At 44.1% G+C, this 22,833-nt stretch carries 25 protein-coding genes; 19 read left to right on the top strand and 6 right to left on the bottom strand.

Annotation, left to right across the window (positions count from 1 at the left end):
- Positions 1 to 449: 449 nt before the first annotated feature.
- The gene (locus tag EV213_RS05490) at positions 450 to 1,853 is read left to right on the top strand and encodes an aspartate kinase (RefSeq protein WP_133579492.1); all 1,404 of its coding nucleotides are present in this window, start codon (positions 450 to 452) and stop codon (positions 1,851 to 1,853) included.
- Between the two features lie 84 nt (positions 1,854 to 1,937).
- Here EV213_RS05490 and EV213_RS05485 read toward each other — a convergent pair whose 3' ends face one another.
- Entirely contained in the window at positions 1,938 to 2,186 is a 249-nt protein-coding gene (locus tag EV213_RS05485; RefSeq protein ID WP_133579491.1) for a DUF2627 domain-containing protein, read from the bottom strand.
- Positions 2,187 to 2,345: 159 nt separating this feature from the next.
- On the opposite strand from EV213_RS05485, the gene lpdA reads away from it, so the two are divergent.
- From lpdA to EV213_RS05450, 7 genes are all read left to right on the top strand, one after another.
- Positions 2,346 to 3,740, top strand: a complete 1,395-nt coding sequence (gene lpdA / locus EV213_RS05480) for a dihydrolipoyl dehydrogenase (protein ID WP_166639172.1) — start codon at positions 2,346 to 2,348, stop codon at positions 3,738 to 3,740.
- Between the two features lie 12 nt (positions 3,741 to 3,752).
- Positions 3,753 to 4,760, top strand: coding sequence for a thiamine pyrophosphate-dependent dehydrogenase E1 component subunit alpha (locus tag EV213_RS05475; RefSeq protein ID WP_133579489.1), 1,008 nt, complete (start codon positions 3,753 to 3,755; stop codon positions 4,758 to 4,760).
- Positions 4,757 to 5,740 carry an alpha-ketoacid dehydrogenase subunit beta gene (locus tag EV213_RS05470; RefSeq protein ID WP_133579488.1) on the top strand — a complete coding sequence of 328 codons (984 nt, stop codon included), beginning with the start codon at positions 4,757 to 4,759 and terminating at the stop codon, positions 5,738 to 5,740. The genes EV213_RS05475 and EV213_RS05470 overlap by 4 nt, the downstream gene beginning before the upstream one ends.
- Before the next feature lie 38 nt (positions 5,741 to 5,778).
- Positions 5,779 to 7,035, top strand: a complete 1,257-nt coding sequence (locus tag EV213_RS05465; RefSeq protein ID WP_133579487.1) for a dihydrolipoamide acetyltransferase family protein — start codon at positions 5,779 to 5,781, stop codon at positions 7,033 to 7,035.
- A 431-nt stretch (positions 7,036 to 7,466) separates the two neighbouring features.
- Positions 7,467 to 7,889: a BrxA/BrxB family bacilliredoxin gene (locus tag EV213_RS05460; protein ID WP_133579486.1), complete on the top strand. Its 423-nt coding sequence runs from the start codon at positions 7,467 to 7,469 to the stop codon at positions 7,887 to 7,889.
- A 65-nt stretch (positions 7,890 to 7,954) separates the two neighbouring features.
- The gene (locus EV213_RS05455) at positions 7,955 to 8,950 is read left to right on the top strand and encodes an aromatic acid exporter family protein (protein WP_133579606.1); all 996 of its coding nucleotides are present in this window, start codon (positions 7,955 to 7,957) and stop codon (positions 8,948 to 8,950) included.
- Positions 8,951 to 8,970: 20 nt separating this feature from the next.
- Positions 8,971 to 9,513, top strand: coding sequence for a L,D-transpeptidase (locus EV213_RS05450; RefSeq protein ID WP_133579485.1), 543 nt, complete (start codon positions 8,971 to 8,973; stop codon positions 9,511 to 9,513).
- Positions 9,514 to 9,559: 46 nt separating this feature from the next.
- Here the strand turns inward: EV213_RS05450 and prli42 are convergent, their stop codons facing one another.
- Positions 9,560 to 9,652, bottom strand: a complete 93-nt coding sequence (gene prli42 / locus EV213_RS20655) for a stressosome-associated protein Prli42 (protein ID WP_166639171.1) — start codon at positions 9,650 to 9,652, stop codon at positions 9,560 to 9,562.
- Positions 9,653 to 9,775: 123 nt separating this feature from the next.
- Between prli42 and EV213_RS05445 the strand changes: the two genes are divergently transcribed.
- From EV213_RS05445 to rnz, 4 genes are all read left to right on the top strand, one after another.
- Positions 9,776 to 11,152, top strand: coding sequence for an acyl-CoA carboxylase subunit beta (locus tag EV213_RS05445; RefSeq protein WP_166639170.1), 1,377 nt, complete (start codon positions 9,776 to 9,778; stop codon positions 11,150 to 11,152).
- A gap of 74 nt (positions 11,153 to 11,226) precedes the next feature.
- A complete protein-coding gene (locus tag EV213_RS05440) occupies positions 11,227 to 12,336 on the top strand; it encodes a M20/M25/M40 family metallo-hydrolase (protein WP_133579483.1) in 1,110 nt (369 codons plus the stop codon).
- A 23-nt stretch (positions 12,337 to 12,359) separates the two neighbouring features.
- The gene (locus tag EV213_RS05435; RefSeq protein WP_166639169.1) at positions 12,360 to 13,505 is read left to right on the top strand and encodes a DNA polymerase IV; all 1,146 of its coding nucleotides are present in this window, start codon (positions 12,360 to 12,362) and stop codon (positions 13,503 to 13,505) included.
- Complete coding sequence (gene rnz / locus EV213_RS05430; RefSeq protein ID WP_133579481.1) at positions 13,502 to 14,443, top strand: ribonuclease Z; 942 nt, start codon at positions 13,502 to 13,504, stop codon at positions 14,441 to 14,443. Before EV213_RS05435 ends, rnz begins: the two co-directional genes overlap by 4 nt.
- Positions 14,444 to 14,458: 15 nt before the next feature.
- Here rnz and EV213_RS05425 read toward each other — a convergent pair whose 3' ends face one another.
- Entirely contained in the window at positions 14,459 to 15,178 is a 720-nt protein-coding gene (locus EV213_RS05425) for a glycerophosphodiester phosphodiesterase (RefSeq protein WP_166639168.1), read from the bottom strand.
- A 793-nt stretch (positions 15,179 to 15,971) separates the two neighbouring features.
- On the opposite strand from EV213_RS05425, the gene EV213_RS05420 reads away from it, so the two are divergent.
- On the top strand, positions 15,972 to 16,751 hold the full coding sequence (locus tag EV213_RS05420) for an SDR family NAD(P)-dependent oxidoreductase (protein ID WP_166639167.1): 780 nt from the start codon (positions 15,972 to 15,974) through the stop codon (positions 16,749 to 16,751).
- A 452-nt stretch (positions 16,752 to 17,203) separates the two neighbouring features.
- Here the strand turns inward: EV213_RS05420 and EV213_RS05415 are convergent, their stop codons facing one another.
- Positions 17,204 to 17,452 carry an HPr family phosphocarrier protein gene (locus EV213_RS05415; RefSeq protein ID WP_133579478.1) on the bottom strand — a complete coding sequence of 83 codons (249 nt, stop codon included), beginning with the start codon at positions 17,450 to 17,452 and terminating at the stop codon, positions 17,204 to 17,206.
- A 222-nt stretch (positions 17,453 to 17,674) separates the two neighbouring features.
- Between EV213_RS05415 and EV213_RS05410 the strand changes: the two genes are divergently transcribed.
- The 3 genes from EV213_RS05410 to EV213_RS05400 all read left to right on the top strand — a co-directional run bounded on the left by EV213_RS05410 (position 17,675) and on the right by EV213_RS05400 (position 19,278).
- Positions 17,675 to 18,262, top strand: a complete 588-nt coding sequence (locus tag EV213_RS05410; RefSeq protein WP_133579477.1) for a PadR family transcriptional regulator — start codon at positions 17,675 to 17,677, stop codon at positions 18,260 to 18,262.
- Positions 18,228 to 18,563 (top strand): iron-sulfur cluster biosynthesis family protein, encoded by a 336-nt coding sequence (locus EV213_RS05405; RefSeq protein WP_133579476.1) that lies wholly within the window; start codon positions 18,228 to 18,230, stop codon positions 18,561 to 18,563. The genes EV213_RS05410 and EV213_RS05405 overlap by 35 nt, the downstream gene beginning before the upstream one ends.
- A 70-nt stretch (positions 18,564 to 18,633) precedes the next feature.
- Positions 18,634 to 19,278 carry a uridine kinase family protein gene (locus EV213_RS05400; protein WP_133579475.1) on the top strand — a complete coding sequence of 215 codons (645 nt, stop codon included), beginning with the start codon at positions 18,634 to 18,636 and terminating at the stop codon, positions 19,276 to 19,278.
- A 441-nt stretch (positions 19,279 to 19,719) separates the two neighbouring features.
- On the opposite strand, the gene EV213_RS05395 is transcribed toward EV213_RS05400, so the two are convergent.
- Entirely contained in the window at positions 19,720 to 20,628 is a 909-nt protein-coding gene (locus tag EV213_RS05395) for an aldo/keto reductase (RefSeq protein ID WP_133579474.1), read from the bottom strand.
- A complete protein-coding gene (gene mciZ / locus EV213_RS21285; RefSeq protein ID WP_133579473.1) occupies positions 20,625 to 20,837 on the bottom strand; it encodes a Z-ring formation inhibitor MciZ in 213 nt (70 codons plus the stop codon). Before mciZ ends, EV213_RS05395 begins: the two co-directional genes overlap by 4 nt.
- Before the next feature lie 149 nt (positions 20,838 to 20,986).
- Here mciZ and EV213_RS05385 point away from each other — a divergent pair, with 149 nt between their 5' ends.
- The 3 genes from EV213_RS05385 to fur all read left to right on the top strand — a co-directional run bounded on the left by EV213_RS05385 (position 20,987) and on the right by fur (position 22,801).
- A complete protein-coding gene (locus tag EV213_RS05385) occupies positions 20,987 to 21,517 on the top strand; it encodes an NUDIX domain-containing protein (protein ID WP_133579472.1) in 531 nt (176 codons plus the stop codon).
- Positions 21,518 to 21,586: 69 nt separating this feature from the next.
- The gene (gene spoIIM / locus EV213_RS05380; protein ID WP_166639166.1) at positions 21,587 to 22,219 is read left to right on the top strand and encodes a stage II sporulation protein M; all 633 of its coding nucleotides are present in this window, start codon (positions 21,587 to 21,589) and stop codon (positions 22,217 to 22,219) included.
- 129 nt (positions 22,220 to 22,348) lie between these two features.
- Entirely contained in the window at positions 22,349 to 22,801 is a 453-nt protein-coding gene (fur, locus tag EV213_RS05375) for a ferric iron uptake transcriptional regulator (RefSeq protein ID WP_133579605.1), read from the top strand.
- Positions 22,802 to 22,833: the final 32 nt, after the last annotated feature.

The raw sequence follows: 22,833 nt of genomic DNA, 5'->3' as shown, positions 1-22,833 counted from the left end.
TATTTTGACGCAGCGATACTGATTGCAACAAGTGCAACATCGACTCGAAAGGACCTCATCGTGTTTTCTTTGCCGCTAGTTATTCGCTTAATTAATAAAAGACGATCTTTTAGAAAATACAGGATTGTGAGCATTGGCACCTTTAAATTTCCTTAATACACAAGAAGTCGATCGATCTATCTCACCTTACTTCGAATCATTCACAGCAAGCGTTGAAGGTGATTTTTGCACTGCGAAAGTTGTCTAGTAAAGCAATGAAACAGTTTAGGCTGGTTCAACTTGTTAAAGTGCGTTATACTTCTTCACAATAACTAACGAGATAAAATTGTAATTATTTAATTGAAGAATGAAAAATCCTCTAGCCAAACAGCTGAAGTGTGATACTATTGTAACGTACAAAGATGCATTTGTTCTCTCTCGTGAGACAAAGAAAGGTGGAAAACGACCTGATGAAGGTGGCAAAATTCGGTGGAACGTCCGTGGCAAGCGGTTCACAAATAAAAAAAGTAGGAAATATCATTACAGCAGACCCTGACAGAAAAGTCATTGTCGTTTCTGCGCCTGGAAAACGCTTTGAAGACGATATAAAAACGACGGATTTACTCATTGCATTAGATGCGCAAGTCCAAACAGGAAACAAGTATGCAGATGCGTTTAACAGTGTGATTGAACGATTTGCAGAGATTGCAGATACATTAGAATGTGGCCGTAAAGAACTCGTCTATTTTCAAGAGGCTCTCGAAGAGTTATGCACGAGCAAAGTCTATTCGAACGAGCATCGTTCAGATTGTTTAAAAGCATGCGGGGAAGACTTTAATGCACGTCTCATTGCGGCTTACTTACAGCATTTAGGCCTTGATGCGACGTACATGAATCCTAAAGAGGCCGGTTTAGTTTTGAGTGACGAGCCAGGAAATGCTCGTGTACAGCAGGAAACCTTTAAGAACTTAAACAAGCTAAAAGAGCATGAAGGCATTCTTGTTATTCCAGGGTTTTTCGGGTACTCAAGAGAAGGTCATCTTGTCACTTTCCCAAGGGGGGGCTCGGATATTACGGGAGCGATTGTCGCTGCTGGTGTCCAAGCAACTCTGTATGAGAACTTTACAGATGTGGATTCTGTTTACGCTGCTAATCCTAAGGTAGTAAACACACCACGGAAAATAGATAAGTTAACATACAAGGAAATGCGAGAGCTTTCTTATGCTGGTTTTTCTGTTTTCCATGATGAGGCATTAATGCCTGCATTCCATGCGGGTATACCCGTATGCATCAAAAACACAAACAATCCCTCTTCAGAAGGAACGTTAATTGTTGCTCAACGTGACTATGAGATTTCACCAGTCGTAGGTATTGCGAGTGATGAAGGTTTTGCTAGCATCTATGTGAGCAAATATTTAATGAACCGAGAAGTTGGGTTTGGTCGGAAACTGTTGCAAATTTTAGAGGACGAGCAGTTGTCTTATGAGCATATTCCTTCAGGGATTGATGACATTTCAATCATATTACGAGAAAAACAGCTCACAGGGGAAAAAGAACAGAGGATTATGGATAAAATTCATTCGGAGCTTAGTGTGGACACTATTACAGTTGAACGTGGCTTAGCTCTGATTATGGTTGTAGGCGAAGGAATGACGCGGACAATAGGTGTTGCAGCAAAGGCAACAGCAGCGTTTGCGATGGCGAAGGTGAACATTGAAATGATCAACCAGGGGTCATCAGAAGTAAGCTTAATGTTTGGGGTGAAAGAGAAGGACGTCTCCAAAGCCGTCTCTGCCCTGTACAATGAATATTTTGGTGAGCATCCTTTTTTAGAGGATAAACTAAAGCTTGAGACGGTCAAGCCAGTACAATAATGAACGTCATAGTGAGTTGGTAGTCTGTAACAATAAGAAAACGTTCGTTCATTTTGATTAAATAATGAAAAAGCTAAGGTGCTATCACACTTTAGCTTTTTTTTGTGCTTTTCGTGGCGGGACCTTCCCGTTTTTGCGATCACGATAGATGACAAAGCTACCTACCAAATAACAGCCAATCGCAAGAAAAAAGAGTCCAGCAAAAAATTGTATCCATAAATAGCCGTAAGGAGATTGTTGAATACCAAAAAGAACATCACGAAGTAATTTTATCCCATATGCTGCAGAAATAATGGGAATACAAACGAGAAGCAATGCAATAAATCGCTTCAATAAAACCACCCTCTCAACAAACTATTCGACGTCAGACGGCAAAAATGCTTTAATGGTAAAGGAGAGACTCATTCAAAAGGTACGTTGATTTTTTCAGCTTGTCAAGCACAAGCATGAATGGGTCTTTTTACGAATAAAGTAGAAGAAAGGAGCCGCCTTATGATCAAGTCATATGACCTCATCATTTTAGGAGGTGGCATTGCCGGATATACTGCAGCTATCCGTGCGTCTCAGCTTGGATTACGTGCAGCCCTGATTGAAAAAGATCGTGTTGGTGGGACATGCTTACATAAAGGCTGTATTCCAACAAAAGCGTTTTTGAAAAGCGCTGAGGTATTTCAACAGGTGAAAAATGCTGGCCATTTTGGCGTGCAAACGGCAGCCGCTGCCTTGCAATTTTCTAAAGTACGGGAACGAAAAGACGAGATTGTGCAAAAGCTATACCAAGGCGTACAAAGCTTAGTTAAACAAGCCAAAGTAGACTCTTTTACAGGAACTGCAACATTTGTATCAAATGAATCTACAACAGAACATCATACAGTGATTAAAGTGAATGATGACCAAACCCTTGAAGGAAAACACATCGTGATTGCCACCGGTTCTCGGTCTAGGGAGCTATCAACTATGCCATTTAATAATGACCTAGTCCTAAGCTCTGATAATATGGTAGAATTAAGAGAGCTTCCACAATCGGTAACGATTGTTGGAGGGGGTGTCATTGGAGTTGAATGGGCCGCTATGTTGGCTGACTTCGATATTCCAGTGACCATAATTGAGCCTATGGATCGTCTTCTGCCTGCAGAGGATGAAAGTATTTCGAAGGCGATGCAAACGTCTCTTGAGGCAAAAGGCGTAACATGCTGGACAAGCGTCAAGGATATTGAACGATCAAATGATTCAGCAGCTATCCGATTTATTCATAATGAAGAAGAACGATTGGTTGAGAATGAAAAGATTCTTGTTGCTATTGGAAGAGAAGCGCATACGAGCGATCTGAATTTAGATGCGATTGGCGTTGAACGTGATGGAAACGTCATTCTCATTAATGACCAGCAACAAACTACTGTACCGAACATTTATGCTGCTGGGGATTGCACATCAGGACCACAGCTCGCTCATAAAGCAGCATGGCAGGCGAAAACAGCGGTGGAGCATATCGCTGGGCTCCAAGTTGAAGGGTATGCATTGAGTGATATTCCAAGATGCATTTATACGACCCCTCAAGCAGCTAGTGTCGGTTTGACACAACAGCAGCTTGAACGAAAGCAACGTCCCTTTGAAGCAAAGACGTACCCACTTCAGTTCAATGGCAAGGCGTTGATTGAGGAGACCACTGGGTTTGCTAAACTATTGTACGATCCAGAAACGAACGATTTGCTTGGGCTTCATTTATTTGGTGACCACGTTACCGAAATGATTGGCATTGGCGCGATGTCTCTTTACGTCAATGCATCGACGGAAGAATTGGCAGAGGTTATCTTGCCTCATCCGACGCTGTCGGAAACCATTAATGAGGCAGCGAAAATGGCAATAGGATCTCCGCTGCACATTTAGAGGAGGGCGAATATGAAAACAGGTAGACACCGTAAGTTAGGCTTAACAGATGAGACGGTTGTTGATATGTATAAAAACATGCTTTTGGCAAGAAAGCTTGATGAACGTGCTTGGCTTTTGAATCGTGCTGGGAAAATTGATTTTGTGATTTCCTGTCAAGGACATGAAGGAGCCCATGCAGGTGCAAGCTTTGCTTTGCAACCAGGAAGAGATTACTTGTTTCCGTATTACCGTGATTTTGGTCTCGTGCTTCATTTCGGAATGACTCCTGCTGAGGTTATGTATGCCAACTTTGGCAAACCACTTGATCCTTCATCTGGTGGAAGACAGATGCCTGGACATTTCGGAAAAAAAGCAAGCAATATTGTCACTGGATCTTCTCCTGTGACGACACAAGTGCCACATGCAGCTGGCGTTGCGCTAGCCGGGAAAATGAATGGAGAATCATTTGTCACTTTTGCTTCCTTTGGTGAAGGCTCTTCGAATCAAGGTGATTTTCATGAAGGGCTGAATTTTGCAGGCGTGCATAAGCTGCCTGTGATATTTATGTGCCAAAACAATCGTTATGCAATCTCTGTACCATCTCATAAACAGCTTGCGTGTGAGCAAGTATCGCAGCGAGGAAGTGGCTATGGTATGCCCGGGATTACGGTGGATGGCTCTGATGTTCTCGCTGTTTATGAAGTCATGCAGCAAGCGGTCGAACGTGCTTTGAATGGAGAAGGGCCAACATTAATTGAGGTGATGGTTCAACGATTGACTGCACATTCTAGTGATGACAATGACCGTAAATATCGTCCATCAGACGATTTCGAGGAATTTTCACGTAAGGATCCTGTGACAATGTTTAGAGACGAGCTACGTGAAGCAGGGATTTTATCAGACGATCTCGAAGCATCGATAAATGAGGAGCTTGACGTGATCGTCGATGAAGCGACGGACTTGGCAGAAGCAGCTCCTGACGCAGATGAAGAAACGTTGTATGATTTTGTGTATGAGGAAAAGGGGGCGACTTCATGACGGTTATGAATTATGTAGAAGCCATTAATGCAGCCCTTTATGAAGAAATGGAAAGAGACGAGAAGGTCTTTATCATCGGTGAGGATGTAGGCATTAAAGGGGGCGCCTTTCTTGCGACGAAAGGCCTTTATGAAACGTTTGGGGAAGCGAGAGTCATTGATTCACCACTTGCTGAATCAGCGATTGCAGGCGTAGGTATCGGTGCAGCCATGTACGGCATGCGTCCAATTTGTGAAATGCAATTTGCCGATTTTATTTTGCCGGCAGTGAACCAAATTGTCTCAGAAGCTGCTAAAATTCGTTATCGATCAAACAATGACTGGTCATGCCCAATTACCATTCGTGCACCTTATGGTGGCGGCGTCCACGGAGCCTTATACCATTCACAATCGTTAGAAGCGATGTTTGCGGGAACGCCAGGGTTACGTGTTGTGATTCCTTCGTCGCCTCGTGATGCCAAGTCCATGCTAAAGGCTGCCATCCGTAGCAATGATCCCGTGTTATATTTCGAGCACAAAAAAGCATATCGCTCGTTGAAGGAAGAAGTTCCTGAACACGAAGAGGTCATGGACTTAACAAAGGCAGCAGTGAAAAAAGAGGGCGATGATGTCACTGTGATTACGTATGGCCTTTGTGTGCAGCATGCACTAGATGCGGCGAAAAACGTTGAAAAAGATGGCATATCGGTGCATGTCTTAGATTTACGTTCAATCTATCCGATGGACCGTGAAGCCATTATTGAGGCAACATCAAAGACGGGGAAAGTGGTACTTGTCACTGAGGACAACAAAGAAAGCTCTGTCCTTGGCGAAGTCGCAGCCATCATCGGAGAAGAGTGCTTGTTTCAGCTCGATGCGCCAATCCAGCGTGTATGCGGGCCGGATACGCCAGCAATGCCATTTGCTCCCGTTCTAGAGAAACATTTTCTTGTCAATCCTGATAAAATCGAAAAGGCATTAAGGCAGCTTGCCGCATTTTAATACATCACCATCTATTATGAATGAAAGGGGGGCTACAGATGGCTTTAGAGACGATCAAGATGCCACAGTTGGGTGAAAGTGTTACCGAAGGGACAGTCAGCAAATGGCTTGTTAAAAAGGGCGATAACGTGAAGAAATATGACCCTATTGCCGAAGTGATGACAGACAAAGTAAGCGCTGAGGTACCATCTACATTTCAAGGTGTCGTTGAAGAGCTCATCGCCGAGGAAGGCATGACCATAGCCATTGGAGAGCCTATGTGCACAATGGAGGTCACAAGTAGCTCGTCAGCAAAAGCAGTTTCCACAAAAGCAGCGCCTGAGGTGAGCAGAACCCCTGATAAACCTTTGCGCCATAAAGTTTTTAAAGGATTAGATAAAAATCGTTTTTCCCCTGCAGTTCGGTGGTTAGCTGAAAAAGAAGGCATTGAGCTAAGCGACGTTGAGGGGACGGGGAAAAGAGGTCGAGTCACTCGGCAGGACGTTGAGCACTATATTGCTCAGAAAGCTGAAGTGACCAAAAATCAGCCAGTTGAAGCAGTTGATGTTCAAAAAGAAACGAAAGCAAAAGCAAATAAAGTTGTCGTCGAACGTGGCGACGTCGTGATTCCCGTGCAAGGGGTCCGCGCGGCGATCGCAAAAAATATGCTTCGAAGCACAACTGAAATTCCTCATGCGTGGACAATGGTTGAAGTGGATGTGACGGGTCTTGTTCAGCTGCGAGACAAAATAAAAAATGATTTTAAAAGCAAAGAAGGCTATAGCATAACGTATTTCCCGTTTTTTGTTAATGCTGTTGTTGAAGCGTTGCGAGAGTACCCGCAGCTTAACGCTGTCTGGGGCGGTGACCAGATTATTCAAAAAAACGACATCCACATTTCAATTGCTGTTGCTACAGATGATGCGTTATTTGTTCCTGTTATTCGACACGCTGACGAAAAAAGCATTAAAGGGTTGGCACGTGAAGTGACCACACTTGCTTCAAAGGTACGCTCTGGGAAAATTCGTGGTGAGGAAATGACGGGAGGTACGTTCACCGTCAATAATGCGGGTTCTTTTGGCTCTGTGCAGTCGATGGGGATTATTAATTATCCGCAGGCCGCATTGCTTCAAGTGCAATCCATTGTGAAGCGTCCAGTCGTCCTTGATGACGGACGGATTGAAGCAAGAGATATAGTCAACTTGTGCATGTCCCTTGACCATCGGATTTTAGATGGCCTTGTGTGCGGGCGTTTTCTTGGCAGAGTTAAGGAACTTCTTGAGCGCATTCACCCAAATGAAACATCAATTTATTAAGCCACGCGTTCTGCGTGGCTTTCTGCATGCCGTAATAGATTAGATACAAAAATAAGACTACGTTGGGGGACGTAGTCTTCATAGGGAGTATATAGGGTATGGGATCTCGATGCTATACTAAAATGTACCCTTTTTTTGACCATCGAAACCTCTTTTCTAAAATTTTTATTTAACAGCTACTATTGCACCTTAATTATATAGATGGGTAAACCTTAAATTCATTGTTGAGGGGCTTTTGATACAAGCTGCCATACGCTCGCTTTCATCCTAAAGGGTACAAGTGCAACATCGATTCGAAAGGGCCTCATCGTGTTTTCTTTGCCGCTGGAGTCTCGCTAGTGGCTGCTTTTGCTTCTTTTATCTGTCGCAAATGATCTTATTTTTGTTACACTAACAACTACACACATTAAAAGCTGAGGGGATGGGTTAAGATGACCTTTACAATATTTCACCCAAGTGGGGAAGACTATGTGGCACTTGCACGAAAGGAAGCAGAAGAGGCAGGTTTTAAAAGCCTGTATACTGTCGATGAAGTGAACGACACTTTGGCAAGCGATGGAGTGACGCTTGTGCTTGTCAATTCCATTTGTGGATGCGCAGGCGGAATTGCAAGACCAGCAGGCAAAGCGATTCTCGAGGAACTAAACAAACCTATCCAAGCCGTCACAGTGTTTGCTGGACAGCAAAAGGAAGCCACATCGAGAGCACGAGAATTGTTTTCAGGCTTTGCTCCGTCGTCTCCAGCATTTGCCGTCCTAGAAAATGGTGCTATAAAAGGCATGGTTGAACGTCAAGAAATTGAAGGCTTTGCCCCTGAAGAGGTTGTAGCCAAGCTAAAGCATCTTTTGACTTGATAGAACTTTAAAATGGGTCACAAGCAAGCGAATACGTAAGCAGAACTGAGGCGTTTAGGTTGAAAATGTATCGCATAGGGTACCGAACAATAAAAACGGCGGTTGGAACGGCAGTTGCAATTGCATTAGCCCAAGGGTTGGGACTGCCTAACGCAACTTCTGCGGGCATTTTAGCCATTTTGTGCATTAAGCCTTCGCAAAAAAAGACTGTGGTGAGCTCGTTGCACCGCTTTGTCGCTTGTTTGTTAGGCATCCTATTTTCGTTTGTGTTTTTTGAGGGGCTTGGGTATTCACCTGTCGTCATTGGGCTATTATTGCTCTTCTTTATACCAATCACCGTCATGTTGAGGGTCGAGGAAGGGATTATTACGAGCTCGGTCATCATCTTGCATATGTATTTGGGAGGAAACTTCACTTGGCTGAACATATGGCAGGAAGTGCAGTTAATTTCAGTTGGCATCGGTATGGCGTTGCTCATGAATGTCTATAGTCCGAAAAATGAAACGTCCTTAAAGGAAATTCAACAGAAGCTTGAAGCTCAATACAGTCAGATATTTATAGAAATCGCTGCGTTTTTTAGAGATGGACGAATGGATTGGAATGGTGAGGAGATTACTCTTGCGGCTGAGTGCATTCGGAAGGGGAAGGAGCTCAGTCTGCGTAATGCAGAAACCTATACGTTTAAAAACCGCGATCATTATTATCACTATTTTACAATGAGGGACAAGCAATTTGATATTCTTGAACGAATTCTGCCGACTGTTTCCCGAATGACAGTCACTGTGAGGCAAGGGGACATGATTGCGGATTTTTTAACTCAGCTTAGTGTATCTGTTCATCCAGGAAATACAGCTCACGTACACTTGGAGAGGCTAGAAAAGCTGAAGGAGAGTTTGAAGCGAACACCACTTCCTGTGAATCGCGAGGAGTTTGAGGTTCGAGCGTTGTTGTATTATTTTATCACTGAGATGGAGCGCTACTTGGATATAAAAAAAGAATTTAAAGCACTTAAGGATATAAGCAAGTCAAAGAGTAAAAGGAACGATGCACGGGAACTCTAAGTGAAAAACGGAGTGATTCGATGCGGATCTTTTTCTTCGGCGTATTGTTGTCTCTTTTGATCCCTTTTGGAGCCTTTGGTCCGACCCCTAACCCAGGGGATCCATTTATCATTATTTCAAAACGCACGAATGAGCTTGCCTATTATGAAGACAATCAGGTTGTTCTTCGGGCACCGGCAGCAACTGGGGTAAATGCTGAAGATACACCTGAAGGCGTGTTTATGATCGTAGTAAAAGCAGAAAATCCCTATGACCGGAGACGGGACATTGAGGGCGGTGACCCGCGGAATCCACTCGGCTCAAGATGGATTGGTTTCGATGCACGCCATACGGATGGTCGAATCTATGGCATTCATGGCAATAGCAATCCTGACTCGATTGGGAAAAAGGTAACGAACGGCTGTATTCGACTCCATGAGCAAGATATTCAAGCACTGTTCGCAAGCGTCCCTTATGGCACAAAAGTGCTCATCACAAATGAGGATCGTCCGATTGAAGAGCTGGCACTCTCATACCTTAACCGGCAAACCCCAAATACAATGCACAAAAAAGCGCTGCCCTAATTATTGGGCAGTGCTTTTTTGTGCATCATTTTATCAAAAATTAGCATTAGAAGAACGACATCGCTCCCGCAAAAAGAGTGGACAGCAACATTGTAGCAATCATAAGGTACACTACGATTTTCGTCATTTTTTTAGACATAACAAACCTCCAAAAAATATCTCCCCTCATTGTAGCCTGTCTCTGCCATTCGTGCAACAGAAAATGGCGTTCCCGAGCGAACAGACGCATAAGTATGTAGCGAGTGCACCTCATAAGGAGGAAATGAAGATCAAAAACAACAGCCAAAGTATTCAGCGAATCGCGCAGATTGTAGACGACGGCTCATTTCAAGAAATTATGTCAGGTGTTACCACGCGGGTTATGGTTGGTGGTCTAAAAGGAGATGGCTTGATTGCTGGCACAGGCTTGATATCAGGCTACCCAATTGCAGTTTTTTCACAGGATTTTAATTATATGGGTGGTTCGGTCGGTGAAATGCATGCTCAAAAGATGGCAGCTATTATCCGATTGGCAAGAGAGCTTCACATGCCTCTAGTTGGATTAATCGATTCAGGAGGCGCCAGAATTCAAGAAGGGATTTTAGCCTTAGAGGGGTATGGAAGTGTTTTTCAGGAGCTTGTCCATGCGTCAGGAGAAATTCCTTTGATCTCTGTGATGCTTGGTGTTTGTGCAGGAGGAGCTGTATATGGCCCTGCTTTAACGGACATTGTAATTATGAATGAAGCGAAGGCGCAAATGTTTATTACAGGTCCAAGAGTTATACAGCAAGCGACGGGGGAAAAGGTGAAAATTGATGCCTATGGTTCGCCTGCCGTTCACGCCGTGTTAAGTGGGACGGTCGATATCATGGCAACAGATGAGTCGAATGCGATAGAACGGGCAAAGCAGCTTTTGCTGTTTCATGCACAGCCTAAGGTATCCGCCAATCGAACGATAGAGAAACAAGCGCTTGTCCTTCCTAGCGAATCAAAAAAAACGTACGATATGAAAAGTGTGATTTCATACGTCTTAGACGATCTGAGCTTCATGGAAATGAAGCCACGGCATGCCATGAATGTCATTACGGGCTTTGGAAGATTATTTGGTCAATCGGTCGGGATCATTGCCAATCAACCTAAATACAAGGCGGGAGTCCTTGATATTCTCGCATCAGAAAAGGCAGCGCGTTTTATCCAACTCTGTAATGCATGGCGTATTCCAGTCCTTTCTTTTATGGATGCAGTCGGCTTTTATCCGAGCACGCAAGAAGAAACCAATGGATTGATTCGCAAAGGGGCCAGGCTTCTATATGCGTTCGGAAAAGCTACAGTGCCTAAAATAACGTTGATTGTGCGTAAAGGGTATGGTGGGGCTTACGTCGCAATGAATTGTAAGAGCATGGGCGCAGATGCGGTATTCGCCCTTGATACGGCTGAAATCTCCGTGATGGGCATTGAAGCGGCACGCAGCGTTCTAAACGAAAAGCATATGGGCACACTAGAAGCCTCAGATGGTTTAACCGATGGATTGAAATATGGATTTGTTGATGATGTCCTTCAATGGAAGGAGGTCGCACTAGTGCTATCAAACACGCTTGCGAGGTTAGACAGAAAGCGCGTGGACGTCAAGCCAACGACTTTCGGGAATCCACCTGTCTAAAAGAGCGTTTGCTTTCATCTTCTGATACAATAGAAGCATATGTTCCATTTGATGAAGAGAAGGGAAGCTTAATTATGGTGAACTCTGAACGACTTATAAATGAATTCCTAGAACTTGTGCAAGTAAACTCTGAGACAAAAGATGAAAGAGGCATTTGTGATCTATTAATCAACAAATTTTCAGCCCTCAACTTGCATGTGATTGAAGACGATAGCGCCAAAGTGACGGGGCATGGGGCAGGGAATCTAATTTGTACATTGCCCGCAACAGGGGAAGGCGACTCTTTGTTTTTTACGTCACATATGGATACCGTCGCACCAGGGAGAAATATTCAACCGCAGCGTACCGATGGTTGGATTACCTCCGATGGGACGACAGTGCTCGGGGCAGATGACAAGGCAGGGGTCGCCGCGATGCTTGAGGCGATTCGAGTGCTTAGTGAAACAGCGGTGCCTCATCCGCAAATTCAATTTGTCGTCACTGCCGGAGAAGAATCTGGTTTAGCGGGATCCCGGGCAATGAAGCGAGAGCAAATTGACGCGGTTATGGGATTCGCCCTCGATTCAGATGGTGAGGTTGGAGCCATTGTTACGAAAGCCCCTGCCCAGCATAAGCTCGACATGCGCATTATTGGCAAATCAGCACATGCTGGCGTCGCGCCTGAGAAAGGCATTTCAGCTATTACCGTGGCGGCAAAAGCGATTGCAGCTATGAAGTTAGGGCGAATTGATGAAGAAACAACTGCAAATATCGGTCGTTTTGAAGGCGGGCAGGCGACGAATGTCGTTTGTGAGCAAGTGAGTTTGCTCGCCGAGGCACGTTCGTTGCAAAATGAGAAGGTGTTGAAGCAAGTAAGCCATATGAAGGAAACGATTGAAAAAACGGCTGAAGCATACAAAGCAAAAGCAGAAATTAACACTTGGGAAATGTATCCTGGGTATTTTCACGAGGACGATAGTCCAGTAGTGAAGCGTGCGATTCGAAGTATGGCATCGATAGGTCGTTCAGCAACCATTGTGCAGAGCGGTGGTGGCAGTGATGCCAATATTTTCTCCGGTTTCGGCATCCCAACGATTAATTTAGGGCTTGGATATGAAGGCATCCATACGACCGAGGAACGCATTCCTGAGAGTGAATTAATTAAAGCAGCGGAGCTGATTGTCGCGATTGCAAGTGAAGCGTAATCAATGAGGAAGGGGAGTTGTTTGTGCAGCATTCAGCGAAACCCCAATCCCATCGTGTTATTTTCCATATTGATTTGAATAGTTTTTTTGCAAGTGTTGAGATGCTTCTAAGACCAGAGCTTAAGAAGCATCCTGTAGCCGTTGCCAGAACGAGCAGTCAGCGTTTAGGGATTGTGGTGACGAGCAATTATTTAGCAAGACAACAAGGTGTGAAAACGACAATGCCCGTTTGGAAAGCAAAGCAACATTGTCGCGACCTTGTCATTGTCCCTCCTCATTTCGATGAATATCGAGCGTACTCAAGGCGTTTCTTTTCTCTCCTTCGTACGTACACTGATGCTGTGGAGCCTGCATCAATTGACGAAGCCTATCTTGATGTGAGCGATTGGAGGGGAGATTATGTGGCGCTTGCGAAAACCATTCAAGACGAGCTCTTGGACAAGGTAGGGTTGCCTTGCAGCATAGGCATCGCGCCAAACAAGTTTTTAGCAAAAATGGCTTCTGATCTTAAAAAACCGCTCGGCATTAGCGTCTTAAGAAAAAGAGACTGGCCGCGTCTTTTTTACGATAAGCCGATTGAAGTCATTCATGGCATTGGGGAGAAAATGGGCGAAAAGCTTCGTCAGGCGGGATACGATAATGTCCAACAGCTTGCTGAAGCCAACCCAGCCAAAATGGCAGAACTATTTGGACCAAAATCCATTCGTCTCATTGATAAAGCACAAGGCGTAGATGACCGAATGGTTGACCCAGAACGCGCAGAAAAACGAAAAAGCGTCGGTGTTTCATCTACCTTTGATGCCGACTTACGTACATTATCCTCGTGCGAGCGAGAGCTCAAAAAGCTCGCAGCAAAATTAAGTGAACGACTATCTGACAAACAGCTAGCTGGGTTCTCATTGACGGTGCAAATTAAATACGCGTCTTTTGAGACGACATCTAAAACGACAAGCTTTTTATCGCCACTTTCATCTGAAACAGATATTGTTGAACAAGCGGCAGCACTATTCACTCTTCTATGGAACAAAGACTCCGTTCGTTTGCTTGGCTTATCCATAGGCAAGCTTGTTTCTGATCAGCAACAGAGCACTCAGCTCAATTTATTTACATTTGAGCGCGAGATTTCCCAATATGAACAACGACGAAAGAGAGAGGAGGAAAAGGAATGAAACTGACGTTTTTAGGGACAGGCGCAGGGTTGCCTTCAAAATCACGGAATGTCTCATCGCTAGCGTTGCAATGGACAGAGGGGATGTTTGACACCTGGCTGTTTGATTGCGGAGAAGCCACGCAGATCCAACTATTGCACACACCTATTAAGCCTGGTCGGATTACAAAAATCTTTATTAGCCACCTGCATGGGGATCATATATTTGGACTGCCTGGTTTTTTAAGCTCCAGGTCATTTCAAGGAGGCGAGGCGACGCCGCTAGAGATTTATGGTCCAGAAGGCATCGCTGCGTATATTGAAACGTCATTGCAGATTAGCGAAACAAAAGTGGCGTATCCAATCATTATTCATGATCTGACCCAAGGTATCTTGTTTGAAAACGACGTTGCTATCGTCGAGGCAAAATCTCTTCAACACACGATCCCATCGTACGGTTTTCGCATTGTCGAGAAGGACAAGCCAGGGGCTTTGCTCGTGGATCGTCTTGTGGAGGACGGTGTGCAACCAGGTCCACATTACCAGCAAATCAAGGATGGACAGCAGGTTGCCCTTCCAGATGGGCGTGTGTTGAATGGAAAAGAGTACATCGGAGAAGCGAAAAAAGGCAGAGTGGTCACCATTCTCGGGGACACCTCTTACTGCGAAGCGGCTATTGAGCTTGCCGAAGATGCCGATTTGCTCATCCACGAAGCAACTTATGCGGAGGCAGATAAAGCCGAGCAAGCGAAGGATTATGGGCATTCAACGGCATTGCAGGCAGCAGAGGTGGCTCATAAAGCACGGGTTCGTCAGCTAGTCCTTACGCATTTGTCTTCACGTTATCAGGATGAGGATGAGCTCCATTCGCTGTTATTAGATGCGAGAAACCTTCATGAAAACATGCTGCTTGCGAGTGATTTACTCACCATCGAGCTTCGGCTTTCTGAGAAGGATTGAAGTGAGGTATTCTTTTTAGCTTTGACGTTTCATAACAGCGCGAGCCATAGCTGGTTTGTCGGTGATCACGCCATCAAAACCCATCCGTCGTGCTAGCATCGTACCTAACGCTGTGTTCACGGTGTACACACGTACATAGAGCTGCTCGCTGCGAAGGCGAGAGACAAGTCTCTTATTTGCAAAGCGCTGGTTCATATGAATTCCGTTCGCACGACAAGCGTTAGCTTGTGCCGACCACTCTCTGACAGGACCAGAAGGGAGCCAGGCCGTTTCAATCGCGTCATCAACCTTTTTGACGTGTGTTAGAAGCTCTGCTGAAAAGCTAGATACGATGCATCTCTTTTGAAGGCTATACTGAAATACGCTTTCCAATACTTTTTCTGGAGCATGTGCATCGTTTGTAGGAGAGGATTTGAGTTCAATATTAAACAAAAGCGGCGTGTGCATTCCCCATTGAAGCACTTTATCTAGTGTCGGAATTGGCGTGTGGAGACCTTTCCAGCGACCATTTGCATTGCATTTGGTCAGGTCCGCCGCGGACAGTGTATGCACCTCAGCATCTATGCCCGCTGTGCGAAGCAAGGTGTTGTCGTGGATGACAACAGGGACACCGTCTGCCGAGAGATGGACATCAAGTTCAACGCCATCCGAGTCATTTGCTAACGCAAGCTGGAAGGAAGCCATCGTATTTTCTGGTGCCGCCTTACTCGCACCACGATGAGCAAAAATGTCCATACCATCACCCTTTCCTCTAATCGATTGTATCATTTTTAACTTTTATGACTTCATAAAAAAAGGCACGGCTTCAGCTTCCTCGGAGTCTTGCTTTCTTTCCTGCGGGATCTTCAGCTCGCGCTGTTACACCCTACGGGTACAAGTGCAACATCGACTCGAGAAGACCTCGTCGTGTTTTCTTTGCCGCAGGAGTCTACGTATTTTGACTACGCTGATGGTTGTTTCTGTGTAAATTTTTTTATTCAAGACAAGGTATTGCATCGTTTCATGCAAATTTATATCACCTGGTGCAGTATTGATGCAGCAGTGGACTTATGACTTATTTTTAGATAACTTGGGCAGTGCGAAATCACCTTCAACGCTGGCTGTTCTTAAGTGGCCGCGAGGTGAGATAGATCCATTGACTTCTCTTTAAAACAACGACTGCTGTATTCAGTAGATAGGAATGGTGCAGGTGCTCACAATCCTGTATTTCTAAAAGGTCGTCTTTCAGTAATGAAGCTGACTTCTTCTACCCTTAAAAACACTAAAAGAGTCTTTTTTTAATTGTGATTAATTCATATATGCGAATCATTAAAAGCCGCAACTAGTGAGACTCCAGCAGGAAAGAAATCACGACTAGAGGTACTTATACTATGGTGCTCTTTAGGGTGATAGCGAACGTATGGCGGCTTGTATAAAAAGTAACCACAAATTGCAGGTTTACACATCTATTTCTAAGAGTTTCCCCGAAAATAAGGTGCGAAAGTTGATTTTACTTGATGAACAAAAACGAAAGGAGGGACCTTATTGCATGAATGAGCAAAAGCCTTTGGTCGTTATTACAGGTGCCTCTGGTGGCATCGGTGCTTCAATCGCCAAACAAGCGGCGAAGCAAGGGTATCGGCTTGCCTTAGTCGGTCGGTCACGTACGCGTTTAGAAAAGACTTTAGAAAGTATTGATTCAACGGATGTTCAGCTTTTTCCTGTAGATATTGCAGATTCGAACCAAGTCTATACTCTCTTTACATCCATTCAGCAAACGATGGGACCGATTGATGTGCTTGTGAACAATGCAGGATTTGGTCGTTTTATCGATTTTCAAGAGCACTCACAAGAAGATGTTGATCAGATGATAAACGTCAATGTAAATGCACTGATGCATTGTACTCGAGCCGTCCTCCCATCCATGACAAAACGAAAAAAAGGTCATATTATCAATGTCGCCTCACAAGCAGGTCGTTTGCCAACACCAAAAGCGACCGTTTATGCAGCATCTAAGCACGCTGTCATCGGTTTTTCACAAGCGTTGCGAATGGAGGTCAAAAACGATTCAGTTTACGTAACGTTGGTGAATCCAGGTCCTGTAAATACGCCGTTTTTTGACGAAGCTGATCCAGAAGGGACGTATAGAACGAAGGTTGCCGGGATGATGATTGACGCGGATCAGCTGGCGGCTGTGATTGTTCAAGCATTTGGAAAAAACAAACGAGAAATTAATCGACCAATTTGGATGCATATAGGCGCAAAGCTCTATCAAGCGTGTCCGCCATTGGTTGAATTTCTGTTTAAAAGCCAATTTCATTCAAAGTAATCGGTGTAAGCTTTCGATCTATTATGGCAAAGGAAACACGATAGGAGGCAATTCCAAGTCGGTGATGCCCCTCGTTGCAATCACGACCGCTGCGTCAACATACTCTGCTTTCACCCTATGGGTACAAGTGCAACATCGACTCAAAGTACTTCTGAGTCTTTGATGCTCTTGTGAAAGCGAGCGTATTAAAAATTGCTTTTACCCAGCTTTATCTAAGCGTGTCTGACAACTGTAAGGTGCAAAAGTTAAGTCATAATTTAAAAACGCATGGTGAGTTTGTCTGAAATATGAATTCGATGCTAGGTGCGTAAGGGATGGGATTGAAGTGGGGAGTGGGTCTATCGCGTCGTGCGTACGAGCAAAAGCTAAATGTAGGTAAACCCTTCATCTGCTTCACTAAAAAAAACCGTCCGGAGACGGTTCTCAAGCTGTTGGCAAACGCTTGCTTTAGGCTATTCGCTGCGCTCAAAAATGCCAAGTGAAAGGAGCGATTCTTCAGCGGCAGTTTGGTCTTCAGGTGTTGTTGTAATCTCTACCTCTTGATCTGGCTGAAGGGAAAGTGCCAACACGCCGAGCAAGCTTTTGGCATCAACGACCCAATCCCCTTTTTTAATTAAAATTGTTTCTGAATGCTGACTGGCTGTGTTCACTAATTGACCAGCTACTTCTGCAAACACTGGCTTTAAAACTTTTACCTTCATTTGTTCATCCCCCATTTCTTGAACCTGCGTTCTACGTCTAAGTATAGAGTCAATGATAGCGATTACACAAGTCAAAAAGTACAATCAAATAAATTTCTATTTGGAGTGAGAAGAGTTCATCTGATTTGCTTTAATTCCAGTGGGCGTTTTAATAAGGTGCATTGCAAATTTGCGTTGACTTCAGTACATTTGAGATAATTGCTGTAGAAAGAGGGTATGAATATGTCTTTAAGGTACGCCATTTTAGGGTTGCTCTCTAAGGAACCAGCTACAGGCTATTCAGTTACACGTGAGTTTAAATACAGGATCACGCATTTTTGGTCTGCTCATCATACGCAGATTTATCGTGAGCTTGTAAAAATGGAAGCAGAGGGTCTTGTTCGTTCGAAGACAATTCGGCAGAGTGATTTTCCTGATAAAAAAGTATACGCAGTCGAAGAAAAGGGAATGACACTTTTGCTTCATTGGCTGCTTCAAACACCAGAAAAAAAAGAAACTCTTTCGATGAAGGACCCCCGTTTGTTACGAGTTTCGTTGCTTCATTTAATTGATATTGACCAATCGATGGCCTATCTTGCATCGTATCGCGATCAGCATAAATCAGCGCAAAAAGAGATTAAAGAATGGCAATCTGTCCATCTTGAGTCATTGAACAACGAGCAGTTTGGAGAGTATTTGACATCGGAATTCGCAATTCGCTACATGGAAATGTGGAGTGATTGGTGCGAGTGGGCAACTTCGGTTCTAAAAGAGTACAAAAAGAAAGGTGATTTGAATGAAACTCAACATGTCGAAAGCGACGGAAGCTAAAGTGACGAATATGCTTACGTCTTCACAGAATGTGTTACGACTCGTATATGATTCGGAAGGGTGTGGCTGTGCCGTAAGTGGCGTGCCTACATTGTATGAAGCGAATGCCAAGGACGTGGGAAGTGAGCAACGAGCTGATTGCCCATTGCCAGTTTATTATTGGCCGCCGCATCAAGTGTTTTTTGGGGATGAGGCATTAACGCTGAAAGCCAACGAAACCAACAATACCTTTACGCTTAGAAATGACTCTGAAATTTTGAATGCACGTTTGACAGTGAAGCAACCAAGCGCTTCTAAATAAAGTCAAAGACCGATCTACTTCCATTTAATTCAGGGAACGTAACTTTTTGATGTTTTAAAGGGGGGGCACTATGGACGAGATACGACAGAGAATAGCCAATTTGATAAACAAAAATGATCAAAAAGTTATGATCGGGATCTCAGGTCATGGCGCTTCTGGAAAAACAACATTCGCAAATCAGCTTGTTGAGCTTATAGAAGAAAAAGACATCAATCTTATAAATACTGATCCTTATATAATTGGCTCTGATCTGAGGAAGTACACGACATTAGCTTATGAATATAACGGCAAAGAACACCATTATAAAATGACAGCATGCCATCCTGCTGCTCATAATGTGTATGCTTTAGAGCGAGACATCAACATGCTGAGGGATGGTTTGGATTTTTATAGTCTGGCCACACATTATAAGAAGAGCACGCTAATTTCTTCTCAACATAAAGTGACGATTGTAGAAGGTATGAGTCTGGCATTTATAAGCCAGAGATTGTTCGATTTGACGGTTTATTTATATACCGATGGAGAAACAGAATTAACTAGAAGAGGGATTCGAGATGTTTCTGAAAGAGGAACAGACCTTCATTATTTAAACCAATCACACGAAGAGCGCAGAATACAATATGAAGTCTTTATGCATCCTTATCATCAAAACTTTGATATCGTAGTAAAGAATTCAAATGAAGCGTTTTTTCTAGAAAAAGATAATTTTAAATAGACATCCCCATACAAAGGAATGAGAGAAACCTTCATTGTATGGGGATTTTCTGTTCTACGCTTCAAAACGCGCTCGCCTGCGCTCCGTAGAAGCTACGGCGCAGAAATCCTCGGTCTAGTGAAATGTGGAGAACCATTTCCCAGCCCAATGATGTTCTGACCTGCGCTTCTGAACTCACGGCGCTCCACTTTTAATCTCTAGCTCCGGCTCGCTGAAGCTGCGAGGTAGAAATCCCGGTGTGAGAGAAATGTGAAGAACCATTTCTTCACCCCGTGATGTTCTACTCTGCGTTTCAAAACGCGCTCACCTCCGCTTTCAATTATCCAGTTGCGCGCCGTAGAAGCTGCGGCGCAGAAATCCTTGGTCTAGTGAAATGTGGAGAACCATTTCCCAGCCCAATGATGTTCTGACCTGCGCTTCTGAACTCACGGCGCTCCACTTTTAACTTCTATACTGTTGATATTGCTGGTTTTTTGTCTGGGACTGGAGCCAGGTGGTTTGATCGGTCGTTAGTGTGGTGTTGGCTTGTCCGATGTCTGTGAGCTGTTGTGTGTTGCTTGCACCTGGTATGACGCAGGCGACTGCGGGGTGGTGCAATGGGTAGGCGAGTGTGTGTTCTGTTAGTGTGTCTGGCCATTTGTCTGTGAGTTTTTTTAAAGTGTTTTGGAGCTCTTCGCCTGTGTAGGATAGGTAGCCGTCTTCAAAGGCACGAACTCTTTTTTCATCGCCTTTGGTGGTGAGGAGGCCTTTGGCGAGTGGTCCTCTGGCAATGACGGACACATTGTGGGCATGAAGAGTGTCAAGTAGCTCTTCAGGTCGTCTGTCGAGTAAGCTGTATTGCATCATCACGCTGTCGATGGAAGCTTTTTTGAGATACGTATGAATGACATTTGGTCGGATAGAAGAGATTCCGTAGGCGCGAATTTTCCCTTGCGCTTTTAACTGCTCAAATGCTTCAATGATGTCATCAATGGGATCATCTAGTGTCCCCCCATGGAGCTGATAAAGGTCGATATAATCTGTGTTCAAGCGTTTTAAGCTTTCTTCAACTTGGGAGAGGATGTATGGCTTGGTTGGCGCCCATTCCCAGCCTTCTTTCCCTCTTTCAAATCGATTGCCTACTTTTGTGGCAATCGTCACATCTAGGCGATGGCTGTGAAGAAACTTGCCGACAAGTTCTTCATTGCGTCCTTGATCATAAAGGTCTGCCGTATCAAAGTGCGTAATGCCAATCTCGAGTGCTTTCTTTATAAGTGTCTCAGCCGTGCCCTCTTCGGTGCCTAATGACATACACCCATAGCTAATGGGAGAGACGAAAAGACTAGAGTTTCCTATCTGTCTTTTTTTCAATGAAATTCCTCCTTACGCGAAGTAGGTTCATTGTAACGAAAGTTCTGGACGTTCTCCAGTTTAGACGTTTGTGCGTTTGTTGGTTTTGATGCAGATGCGATCCAATCGGTTACATACGTGAATTGCTTATTGTATTGCTTTAATGTTTCTCTTATCTCCCAAGCCTTTCCAGAGCAAACAATAGAGGTCGAACGAATGATGATCTTCAATCTGTTCTCCTTTCCTGCCTCAATAGCTATCCGAGTCAATGTTTTTTCCTATATAGTCTCGACAAACGTAAAGTCGTTCATACCAGACTGAATAAGCGGTATGATACACTGTATGAAGCAATGAAAAAAACATGATTGGATGTGATTGAATGAAGCTAGAAGAAGAAACGCTAGGCAAGGAGATTGTGTTTGAAGGACGCTTAATTCGAGTCGAAGTGGAAGATGTCCGCTTGCCTGATCATAGCCATTCAAAACGTGAGATCGTGAGGCATCCTGGAGCTGTTGCGGTCATTGCACACGATGAAAATGGTCGACTTGTGCTTGTTCGCCAGTATCGAAAAGCGCTAGGGAAGGTCATCTATGAAATTCCAGCCGGCAAAAAAGAGACGGGTGAAGAGAGCTTAGTAACGGCTCAACGAGAATTGGAAGAGGAGACAGGCTACACGGCTTCCGAGTGGAAGGAAATCACCTCGTTTTATACCTCCCCTGGGTTTGCGGATGAATGCATTGAACTGTACGAGGCAAAGGGTCTAACTCTCTCACAAGGCTTACAAACGGATGAGGATGAGTTTCTAGAGGTGGTCCATGTGACGTTAGAGGAAGCGAATGAACTGCAGAAGGAAAAGAAAATACATGATGCGAAAACAGCGTATGCATTACTCTATCTAGCAAATCGTTAAACTGGAACGCATGTCCCTGTTGCTTTCTTCATAGACTCATAGAAATGGAGAAAGGAAAGGATGGTAGACATGCATTCATTGCGGACAAATTCGTTGAGGCAGCATCTTCATAAGCATCACTCGTTGTTTGTGTTTAGTGCGACCTTATTGTTGGTAGGCATTATTTTTGGTGCGCTCATTGTAAATAGCTTGACCCTCTTACAAAAAGACGATTTGTACAAGTATCTTGGGCATTTTTTCACTGATGTGCAAAGTGACCATTTGGCAACGCCAACGATTATTTTCGCCCAGAGCTTTTGGCAGGATGTGAAAACAATTGGCCTCATGTGGTTGCTTGGGCTGTCCGTCATCGGGGCTCCAATTGTGATGGGTCTAGCTTTCATAAAAGGAGTGTTTGTAGGGTTTACTGTCGGTTTTCTTGTCACGCAAATGGGCTGGCAAGGGGTGGTCCTATCGGCATTTGCGATTATGCCGCAAAATATGATTATCGTCCCTGTGTATATTTGTGTTTGCGCCATGTCGATTGCTTTCTCAATGCAATTGATTCGCAACCAGCTATCGACGCGACATCGAAAACCGTTTTGGCCGATCTTTAGGCAATTCTCAATAGCCACCGCTACGTTATGTGTTTTGTTCATTGTGTCAGCCGCATTCGAAGCTTGGATTAGTCCTTATTTTATGCGTCTCGCTTTGCATTTGTAGAAGCGAAAGTAAAAAAATCATTCCTTTTTTTAAATTGATAAAATTATCATATTATAATTAATATAATTTGACAGACTTTCTCATTCTCAATATAATAGATAAGAAGAGTGGGGAGGGTGCGAATTGGAAATTGAAAATCGTATCGAACGAATTAAGAAACAGCTTCATCAGCAAAGCTATAAGCTGACTCCGCAAAGGGAAGCAACCGTAAGAGTCCTTCTAGAAAATGAGGAGGACCATTTAAGTGCTGAAGATGTGTATTTGCTCGTAAAGGAAAAAGCACCTGAGATCGGACTTGCAACGGTGTATCGTACACTAGAGCTCTTAACCGAACTAAAGGTAGTCGACAAAATTAATTTTGGAGACGGGGTCTCTCGGTTTGATCTCCGCAAAGAAGGGGCTGCGCATTTTCATCACCATCTTGTTTGCATTGAATGTGGAAAAGTAGAAGAGATTGAGGACGATTTATTAGAAGACGTTGAAAAAATCGTGGAACGTGACTTTACGTTTAAAATAATGGATCACCGACTTACCTTTCATGGCATCTGTCGTAACTGTCAGCAATTAAAGAAAGGTGAATAAAATTTGTTCTCCTGGCAATACATTGATGTAAA

This window comes from Aureibacillus halotolerans, from assembly GCF_004363045.1.
Taxonomy (GTDB): Bacteria; Bacillota; Bacilli; order Bacillales; family DSM-28697; genus Aureibacillus; species Aureibacillus halotolerans.
This window is presented reverse-complemented; position numbering and strand designations above follow the sequence as displayed.

Bases quoted from the DNA above. Each gene is read 5' to 3' on its own strand.
- EV213_RS05445 (WP_166639170.1), top strand. From the start codon at position 9,776: ATGAAGATCAAAAACAACAGCCAAAGTATTCAGCGAATCGCGCAGATT.
- rnz (WP_133579481.1), top strand. From the start codon at position 13,502: ATGAAACTGACGTTTTTAGGGACAGGCGCAGGGTTGCCTTCAAAATCA.
- EV213_RS05405 (WP_133579476.1), top strand. From the start codon at position 18,228: ATGAAACTCAACATGTCGAAAGCGACGGAAGCTAAAGTGACGAATATG.
- EV213_RS05455 (WP_133579606.1), top strand. From the start codon at position 7,955: ATGTATCGCATAGGGTACCGAACAATAAAAACGGCGGTTGGAACGGCA.
- EV213_RS05490 (WP_133579492.1), top strand. From the start codon at position 450: ATGAAGGTGGCAAAATTCGGTGGAACGTCCGTGGCAAGCGGTTCACAA.
- EV213_RS05410 (WP_133579477.1), top strand. From the start codon at position 17,675: ATGTCTTTAAGGTACGCCATTTTAGGGTTGCTCTCTAAGGAACCAGCT.
- EV213_RS05420 (WP_166639167.1), top strand. From the start codon at position 15,972: ATGAATGAGCAAAAGCCTTTGGTCGTTATTACAGGTGCCTCTGGTGGC.
- spoIIM (WP_166639166.1), top strand. From the start codon at position 21,587: ATGCATTCATTGCGGACAAATTCGTTGAGGCAGCATCTTCATAAGCAT.
- EV213_RS05460 (WP_133579486.1), top strand. From the start codon at position 7,467: ATGACCTTTACAATATTTCACCCAAGTGGGGAAGACTATGTGGCACTT.
- EV213_RS05415 (WP_133579478.1), bottom strand. From the start codon at position 17,452: ATGAAGGTAAAAGTTTTAAAGCCAGTGTTTGCAGAAGTAGCTGGTCAA.
- lpdA (WP_166639172.1), top strand. From the start codon at position 2,346: ATGATCAAGTCATATGACCTCATCATTTTAGGAGGTGGCATTGCCGGA.
- EV213_RS05475 (WP_133579489.1), top strand. From the start codon at position 3,753: ATGAAAACAGGTAGACACCGTAAGTTAGGCTTAACAGATGAGACGGTT.
- EV213_RS05440 (WP_133579483.1), top strand. From the start codon at position 11,227: ATGGTGAACTCTGAACGACTTATAAATGAATTCCTAGAACTTGTGCAA.
- EV213_RS05450 (WP_133579485.1), top strand. From the start codon at position 8,971: ATGCGGATCTTTTTCTTCGGCGTATTGTTGTCTCTTTTGATCCCTTTT.
- EV213_RS05400 (WP_133579475.1), top strand. From the start codon at position 18,634: ATGGACGAGATACGACAGAGAATAGCCAATTTGATAAACAAAAATGAT.
- EV213_RS05425 (WP_166639168.1), bottom strand. From the start codon at position 15,178: ATGGACATTTTTGCTCATCGTGGTGCGAGTAAGGCGGCACCAGAAAAT.
- EV213_RS05465 (WP_133579487.1), top strand. From the start codon at position 5,779: ATGGCTTTAGAGACGATCAAGATGCCACAGTTGGGTGAAAGTGTTACC.
- prli42 (WP_166639171.1), bottom strand. From the start codon at position 9,652: ATGTCTAAAAAAATGACGAAAATCGTAGTGTACCTTATGATTGCTACA.
- EV213_RS05470 (WP_133579488.1), top strand. From the start codon at position 4,757: ATGACGGTTATGAATTATGTAGAAGCCATTAATGCAGCCCTTTATGAA.
- EV213_RS05385 (WP_133579472.1), top strand. From the start codon at position 20,987: ATGAAGCTAGAAGAAGAAACGCTAGGCAAGGAGATTGTGTTTGAAGGA.